We start from the raw sequence: 7658 nt of genomic DNA on the forward strand, positions 1-7658 counted from the left end.
CGTGACAAAACAGTAACAATTAACAAACGGTGACAAAATCAAAAAATCTTAACAAGTAGCAAGCATGGATGTAAAAAAATGGAATGTGCAGCATTATGCTGAAATTGCTTTGAAGATCCAGCGTAAGACGGGCTTGCCAATGGTCTTGTGTGGAACGGAGCATGACCGCCCATCCCTTGAAGAAATGATGAAGTGTGCAGGTGATATCAAATATATTGATGTTGTAGGCAAAACAGACATCATGGAGTTTACAGAGGTGATTGGACGGGCATCATTGGTTGTAACAAATGATACCAGTGCGTATCATATTGCTGTTGCGCGTAATGTAACTACCTTCATGATTTGCGGCGGTTATACGTATGACCGGTACGCTCATTATCAATATGCAGACCAAGGTCGTAAAGATCCATACTTAATTACACATAAAATGCCTTGCTATAATTGCAATAATAATTGCATTTATAAGAATTTTAGAGTTTTTCCATGTATTGACTTAATTACCGTAGATGATGCATGGAATGTGATTTCGGACGTTTTGGATAAGGAAATGCAAAATGGATGATAGAAAGCAAATGACAAAAAATATTGCCTGGAATACTTTTGGCAGTGTTTTTTACAGTGCTTGTCAATGGCTGATAACAGTTCTTGTTGTTCATCTTTCTTCGTATGAATCTGCAGGTTATCTGTCTTTGGCAATGACAACAAGCAGTTCTTTTTCTGCAATTTCCTTGTATAGTATGCGAAACTTTCAGGTATCAGATGTGAAAGGAGAATACAATTGCAATGAATATGTAGGAAGTAGAATTGATACATGTATTCTTGCTTTTGTCTGTTGTGCAATTGTTTCTGTATGGGGCAATTCCAGTTATCAGGCTTTATGTATTATTGCGTATATGATCATCAGAATTGCAGAAGCAATCGTAGATGTACTGCATGGAGAAAACCAAAAATTTCAGAGATATGATTATATTGGCAAGTCATATATTTTCAGAGGATTATTAACAATCGTCAGCTTTGTTGTTGGTTTACTAACTACAAAAAATCTTCTGATCACACTGTTTTTCATGGCGGCTCTGAATCTTCTCAGTGCATTTATTTATGATTGGGAAAAAACAAGCCGGCTGGAACATATACAACCCGTATTATTCAGTAAAAAGATAAAGAAATTATTACTAACATGCCTGCCGATTGTAATCTTTTCGTTTTTGCTCAGTCTTGAGAATCTGATACCTAAAAATGTTTTGCAGCAAATACTGGGAACCGAGGAACTGGGGGTCTATTCTTCGATTGCCTCTCCAACATTGGTTGTTCAAGTCTTTGCTTCAGTTGCATTTAACCCATTATTGCCAGGACTTTCTAAGCTTTACGACGAAAAAAAGTATTCTCATTTTTCGAAAAATATGCGGAAGGTTTATCTTGGCTTTGCTGTGTTATGCCTGATTGTGACAGTTGGAGCCCTTCTTTTAGGCAGGTGGGGACTGTCTTTGCTCTTTGGCAAATCAATATTAGCCAGATATGATTTATTTCTCCCTATCGTTTGGGTTACAATTCTTACGGCAATCATTTGGATTATGTCATCGATCATAGTGGCAATTCGTCAGATCAAATGGCTGTTGATTGGAATGATTGCAGATTTCCTGCTGTGTCTGTTAATTGTTTATCCCATTATTAATGGCCTTGGCAGTAATGGTGTCAGTTTTGTTCAGATTATTTCGTATAGTATATATATTGTGTATATGATCTTGTTGTGTGAAGCAACGATTGCAAAACAAAAGAAAAAGGAATTGAAAAGGGAAGAGTTATGAAAGTATTAATTACTGGTGCTGCAGGATATATGGGAAAACATGTTGTTAAAGCTTTCCTGAATGCGGGACATGATGTATATGTCTCGGATTTTCAATATAAAGGGATTGATGAAAGGGCAAAGATTATTGATGAGCCTATTTTTTCTGGGGACAAAGATATTTTTGAAAAGCTGGGCTCTCCTGATGTCCTTGTACATTTAGCTTGGCGGGATGGGTTTATTCATAATTCACACGCGCATATGGCAGATCTTTCATCACACGTAATTTTTCTTGAAAACATGATCGATGGAGGATTAAAATACCTCACTGTTATGGGTAGCATGCATGAGATTGGTTATTGGGAAGGCTCGATAAATGCAGATACTCCATGTAATCCAATGTCTATGTATGGGATTGCAAAAAATGCTTTAAGGCAGACACTATTGCTTTATTGCAAAGATAAAGACGTCAATCTTCATTGGCTCAGAGCATATTACATTTATGGGGATGATATGAGAGGAAGTTCTATTTTTGCTAAGTTATATCAGGCAGAAGAAGATGGCAAGAAGGAATTTCCATTTACATCTGGAAAGAACAAATATGATTTTATTCATATAGATGAGCTGGCAAAACAAATTGAGGCGGCCAGTGTGCAGGACCAGATTAATGGTGTCATTAATGTATGCACTGGAAAACCGGTCAGTCTGGCTGATAAAGTGGAAAGTTACATTAAAAAGCATCATTTTAACATCAAGTTGAAATATGGTGCTTATCCTGATCGGCCATATGATTCTCCAGGTGAATGGGGTGATCCGACATTAATTAATCAGATTATGGAGAATGCAAAGACTCGATGAAACAGTATAACAGTTATTCTGGACGTGATTTAACTTTTCTTGTATGTGCATATGGGCAATGTCCATATCTGGATGAGGCAGTGAGCGCGCTGGTAAATCAGACAGAAAAAGCAAATATCATTATTTCAACATCGACACCAAATGATCTTATTTCCAGCATTGCTGAGAAGTATCATATTGAAGTGCGTATTAACCCACATGGTGGACAGATTGAAGATTATAATTTTGCTTTCAGACAGGCTGAGACCCCGCTTGCAATGCTTGCTCATCAAGATGAAATATTGAAGCCTCAATTCGTAGAAAAGGTTATTTTTGCGATAAATCATTCAAAGGATCCTATTATTGCATTTACTGATTATATTGAAATGCACAATGATAAAGTCGATGAGAAGCAGTCTTCTTTGGTAAGAATAAAGAAGATAATGCTTTTGCCAATGAAGTCAAAAAAGTTGGCTGGAACCAGATTTGGAAAACGCTTGATCCTTCGTTTTGGCGATCCTATTACGCATCCTACAGTTGTTCATGTAATGAAAAAATTGCTAGTAAATCCTTTCAGGGAAGAATTTAAAGCTTCTATGGATTGGGATCTTTGGACGAGACTTGCTGAAGAAAATGGGTCATTTGTGTATGTGGATGAAATACTGTTATATCATCGAATGAATGATCAGAATCAGACTGCAAAATTGTTGAAAACAACTGATATCAGATCGAAAAATGAATATGAGATTTTTTGCCGTTATTGGCCTGAATGGTTCGCAAAATTTTTGATGAAGTTTTATAGTAAGGCTCACGGTTATTATTAATCAGGGGAAAGTATATGAAAACGCTGCTATCAGACAAACTAAGATTGAGAAGTTCAAATGTTAATTTGTTAAGATTTATTGCTGCCATAGCAGTGATTATCTGCCACTCCTATGCGATAACATCAAATAGAGATGACTTAGTTAGTGTTTATACTAACGGGCAATGCAATCTTGGCGGTATAGCAGTAGCGGTATTTTTTGTGTTGAGTGGATTGTATGTTGCTAAATCACTATCGAAAGAGCACTCCACACGTACTTTTCTTAGGAAAAGATGCAAACGAATATTTCCGCAGCTTTGGATCGTTGTAATTCTATCTGTTCTTATTCTTGGCCCGTTTTTTACAAATCTTCAATTATCTTCATATTTCTGCTCTTTTGAAACCTGGAAATATTTGCTGAATCTAGTTTTGCTTCCTGTTCATAATTTACCAGGTGTTTTCAGCAATAATGCCTATCAGACCATTAATGGACCTCTATGGACTATGCCGATTGAATTTGCCTGCTATGTTTTTCTGGCAATAAATGCATTCATTGCAGAAAAATCAAAGAATCATACAATAAATAATCGTATTAATCTTGATATTCTATCTATCATTGCTTTTGAATTATTATTCTTGGCATCGATTTACTTGAATAATTCTATGATGATTTCCGTGTTTCGCCCTGTTGTGTGCTTCTGGGTTGGCGCTCTGATGTTTGATTATTCTGATCGTGTGGTGCTAAGCCCATTGATTGGCACTGCAGGTATGGCAATTCTTATTCTTGCTGCTCGTATTTCTCCGATTTTTAATATATTGCTGCCATTGCTTTTCTCATATTCGATAATTGCAATTGTATTAGGATTGCCCCAGATCAAATGCAATTGGAAAATGTTTGAATTATCGTATGAAATGTATTTGCTTGGCTGGCCTACGCAGCAGATTCTTGTTGCAGTAATTGGTACAATGTCTCCTTTCATGAATTGGCTGATTGCTGTACCCTTAGTCATTGTAGAAGGGTTCCTGTTATCAAATATTACAAAATTCATTTTCAAAGGTTAAAATGATAACATTTTGTTGTAATTCAAGTAATGAATTAGTGAAAACAACATGATAAAGAAGATTAGAAAAAAGATAGCGATTATTTCATTAGGGTATTTATGGTTTCCTTGTGAATCTGGGACCTCCAGATTCTTTGATATTGCTTTGCAGTTTGTAAGAAGCGGATGGCAAGTAGAATGTATTACCACCTCTTTTCAGCATTTTAAGAAAGAACCGCGTGATCAGAAGAATATTCTTGCTCAGAACTATCCTTTTAAGATTACTTTTATTGAAGCACCTGCTTATGACAAGAATGTGAGCTTGAAGAGAGTATACAGTAATTCAAAAGCTGCAAGGAATTTGAAAGCGTATCTTGAAGGTAATATTGAGCAGTATGATTTGATCTATGTATCAATTCCTGCAAATAATATTGCGGCTATAGTAACTGAGGCTGCCAGGCAGCATGACATTCCCTGTATTGTTGATGTGGAAGATCTCTGGCCAGAAGCAATGGCTATGGTAATAAAGAATGGTATGATCAGAAATGTATTGCTTCATTCGTTTACCAGGGATGCTGAGACTGCATATAGGAATGCGTCTGGCATAATTGGCACTTCTGAAGATTATACAGATAGAGCATTCAAACATAGAGCAAGGACTATTCCGGCAGAAACTGTTTATGTTGGGTGTCATCTTGAAGAATTTGACAATGGAGTAAAACAATTTCAAAATCAGATCATTAAAGGTGCCAATGAGTATTGGGTAACATATGCTGGAAGCATCAGTACAAGTTATGATATTAAGACTTTGATTGACGCTGTAAATGAACTGAAGAGTGAGAATATACAGCTTCAGATCCTGGGAACAGGTTCATTGAAAGATGAATTAGAAGAATACAGCAGGAATATGAAAAATATCCATTTCTGGGGATTCACAGAATATCATCATATGGCAGCAGTTCTAAGCAAATCGGATATAGTGGTAAATAGTTTTGTGAAGGGAGCTCCACAGAGCATTGTCAATAAGGTAGGAGACTATCTTGCCAGTGGCAAGCCAATGATCAATACTTTGGAAAATCCAATTTTCTGTAGACTGGTACAAGAAAAACAGATTGGATTAAACATTGAACCGGGTGATAGTGAAAAGTTAAAAAAAGCAATATTGATTTTATACAACAACAGTACTTTAAGCCGTCAATATGGGTTTAATGCGAGACGATTATGCGAAGAACAATTTGACCGATCCAAATCATATAAACGTATTGTTTCCATGGCGGAAGAGTTAATAGATCATTAATTTATTGATGAAACAATATACAAGCAAGGTCTTTAGGCTTTTCGTGAGCAGTTGGGAGTGAATAAGTCGAATAATATGGTAATAAAAATAAATAATCTGAAAGTGCTTTAAACCTGTTTTCGGAATAGAGAGTAATCCGTTTTTCGTAATATTGGATAGCTTTTTCTAACTGCGATTCATATTCGGTCCCAGAAAACAAAGAAAATGCTTCTTTTATGCGCTTGCAATTGTATGTCGTGCTTTGCTGTACTTTAGCAACGGCTTGTTTCATGTTTGTGTATTTCGTATACTTCCTAACTCCAACAGTATTGTTGCCATGCTGGCGGTAATATGCTGTACATTCGTCCAGAAAACTAATCTTTCCATATCTAAGAGCTGTCCAGCCAAGTATTTCATCGTGCAGCATATGATTCATATTAAAATTTGATTTATTAATCAAGTCCCTGCTAACCGCCATTGACATTCCCGTAAACAAATTACGTTTCAGCATTTCATTAATGATTTCCTTTTTTCCAAAAGCAGCATTGGGCAGGAAAAAGTGATTTTCCTGCCACATAGTTGTGGCTTTTTTGTTAAGCTTGCTATCAGTAATGAAAGCATCTGAATAGACCAGATCACTATTCTCACTTTTAAATAGTTGCAAAAATCTCTCGATTTTGTCTGGCATCCAAACATCATCCTGGTCACATAGAAAAATATAGTCGCCATTAGCTTGCTTCATTAATTCTGAAAAAGAATTTCGAACGCCTGTATTTTTTTTGTGCTGAATGATTTTGAAGCTAATAGATGTCGAGAGCAAACAGGATTCTGCTTTGCTAACAGTCTTATCAATCGAACAATCATCGCAGATAATAATTTCATCAGGAAGCGTCGATTGTGCAAAAATACTATTTAGTTGTTGTGTAATAAATCTTTCACCATTATATGTAGATATGATAACGCTAATTTTGTTATTGTTTATGTTTTCCATTGTGTTTATATCTTTTTCTGAATTCGAGATAATAGTACATGAATTGAATGCGGCTAAATATCTTTGTGAAGAGCTTTCTATGGCTGCGCTCAAAATATCCGTTATGGGCATCCGCATGCCGGCGATAGAGAAGGAGTTTATCATTGATAAAGCAGACATTTCCAATTGTTTCGGCAATGATGCCAATCCAAGTATCATGCCCGACTTCATCTGTTTGTGGGAATGGAAAGCATGCAGTCAGCACGGTGCGATTAAAAGCCATATGAGATCCGAAGTAGGTATGATGGATTATATTTTTTAATACACCTGGGCCATTATGATAAAAAGCATACAGAGAATCATGAGTTTGGTGCAGAGATTCGTCTGTAACAATTGAATCCGAATGAACAAGATCATAATCTTTTAAAGCGTTGGTCATGATATTGTATTTGCCGGGGAGCCAGACATCATCCTGATCAGCAAGAAAAATAATATCTCCGCGTACATGTCTTAATGCATTTTCAAAGTTTCCACATGTTCCTTTCCGACATTCATTAAAGATCAATTGGATACGGGGATCGTTTATTCTTTGGATAATCTCAACAGTATGATCTGTAGAATGGTCGTCTGAAACAATCACTTCATCTTCTGCATGAATTTGCGAAAGAATGGATCGCAATTGCTGTTCTATGAATTTTTCGCCATTGTAGGTAGCAATAGCAACACTAACTTTTGTTTTCTCACTCATATTTATGTCGTAACTTATGATACCAGTATACCTTAATATTCGGAAAAGATATTTTTGTGTACAATAAAAAGTGAAATATGAATGTGAATAAGAAAAAGTCGAAAAAGTATCGGTCAATCTTTCGGTTATTAAAATTCATTATTGTGCTTGTTAATGCTCTAACGGAATGACCTGTTTCTGCTTTCTTATGTTGTCCGGAAAC

The 7658-nt window shown here is 36.2% G+C and carries 8 protein-coding genes; 6 read left to right on the forward strand and 2 right to left on the reverse strand.

The features are described 5' to 3' along the window. Nucleotides 1-64: 64 nt before the first annotated feature. Genes QZX60_RS09200 through QZX60_RS09225 form a run of 6 tightly spaced genes read left to right on the forward strand, consistent with a single transcriptional unit; the run spans nt 65 to nt 5759 of the window. The gene (locus QZX60_RS09200) at nt 65-562 is read left to right on the forward strand and encodes a glycosyltransferase family 9 protein (RefSeq protein ID WP_295364074.1); all 498 of its coding nucleotides are present in this window, start codon (nt 65-67) and stop codon (nt 560-562) included. Continuing rightward, nucleotides 555-1805, forward strand: a complete 1251-nt coding sequence (locus QZX60_RS09205; RefSeq protein WP_295364076.1) for a lipopolysaccharide biosynthesis protein — start codon at nt 555-557, stop codon at nt 1803-1805. The genes QZX60_RS09200 and QZX60_RS09205 overlap by 8 nt, the downstream gene beginning before the upstream one ends. Then, nucleotides 1802-2641, forward strand: coding sequence for an NAD(P)-dependent oxidoreductase (locus tag QZX60_RS09210; RefSeq protein ID WP_295364079.1), 840 nt, complete (start codon nt 1802-1804; stop codon nt 2639-2641). The genes QZX60_RS09205 and QZX60_RS09210 overlap by 4 nt, the downstream gene beginning before the upstream one ends. After that, complete coding sequence (locus QZX60_RS09215) at nt 2638-3444, forward strand: glycosyltransferase (RefSeq protein ID WP_295364082.1); 807 nt, start codon at nt 2638-2640, stop codon at nt 3442-3444. The genes QZX60_RS09210 and QZX60_RS09215 overlap by 4 nt, the downstream gene beginning before the upstream one ends. A 14-nt stretch (nt 3445-3458) precedes the next feature. After that, nucleotides 3459-4484 (forward strand): acyltransferase, encoded by a 1026-nt coding sequence (locus QZX60_RS09220; RefSeq protein WP_295364085.1) that lies wholly within the window; start codon nt 3459-3461, stop codon nt 4482-4484. A 48-nt stretch (nt 4485-4532) separates the two neighbouring features. Next, nucleotides 4533-5759, forward strand: coding sequence for a glycosyltransferase family 4 protein (locus QZX60_RS09225; RefSeq protein WP_295364088.1), 1227 nt, complete (start codon nt 4533-4535; stop codon nt 5757-5759). A gap of 1 nt (nt 5760) precedes the next feature. On the opposite strand, the gene QZX60_RS09230 is transcribed toward QZX60_RS09225, so the two are convergent. Both QZX60_RS09230 and QZX60_RS09235 read right to left on the reverse strand, forming a co-directional pair. Further along, nucleotides 5761-6729 (reverse strand): glycosyltransferase family 2 protein, encoded by a 969-nt coding sequence (locus QZX60_RS09230; protein ID WP_295364091.1) that lies wholly within the window; start codon nt 6727-6729, stop codon nt 5761-5763. Continuing rightward, nucleotides 6710-7456 carry a glycosyltransferase gene (locus QZX60_RS09235; RefSeq protein ID WP_295364094.1) on the reverse strand — a complete coding sequence of 249 codons (747 nt, stop codon included), beginning with the start codon at nt 7454-7456 and terminating at the stop codon, nt 6710-6712. The genes QZX60_RS09230 and QZX60_RS09235 overlap by 20 nt, the downstream gene beginning before the upstream one ends. Between the last annotated feature and the right edge of the window lie 202 nt (nt 7457-7658).

The organism is uncultured Pseudoramibacter sp., from assembly GCF_903789625.1.
In the GTDB taxonomy this organism is placed as follows: Bacteria; Bacillota; Clostridia; order Eubacteriales; family Eubacteriaceae; genus Pseudoramibacter; species Pseudoramibacter fermentans.

Bases quoted from the DNA above. Each gene is read 5' to 3' on its own strand.
- QZX60_RS09235 (WP_295364094.1), bottom strand. From the start codon at position 7,456: ATGAGTGAGAAAACAAAAGTTAGTGTTGCTATTGCTACCTACAATGGC.
- QZX60_RS09225 (WP_295364088.1), top strand. From the start codon at position 4,533: ATGATAAAGAAGATTAGAAAAAAGATAGCGATTATTTCATTAGGGTAT.
- QZX60_RS09230 (WP_295364091.1), bottom strand. From the start codon at position 6,729: ATGGAAAACATAAACAATAACAAAATTAGCGTTATCATATCTACATAT.
- QZX60_RS09205 (WP_295364076.1), top strand. From the start codon at position 555: ATGGATGATAGAAAGCAAATGACAAAAAATATTGCCTGGAATACTTTT.
- QZX60_RS09200 (WP_295364074.1), top strand. From the start codon at position 65: ATGGATGTAAAAAAATGGAATGTGCAGCATTATGCTGAAATTGCTTTG.
- QZX60_RS09210 (WP_295364079.1), top strand. From the start codon at position 1,802: ATGAAAGTATTAATTACTGGTGCTGCAGGATATATGGGAAAACATGTT.
- QZX60_RS09215 (WP_295364082.1), top strand. From the start codon at position 2,638: ATGAAACAGTATAACAGTTATTCTGGACGTGATTTAACTTTTCTTGTA.
- QZX60_RS09220 (WP_295364085.1), top strand. From the start codon at position 3,459: ATGAAAACGCTGCTATCAGACAAACTAAGATTGAGAAGTTCAAATGTT.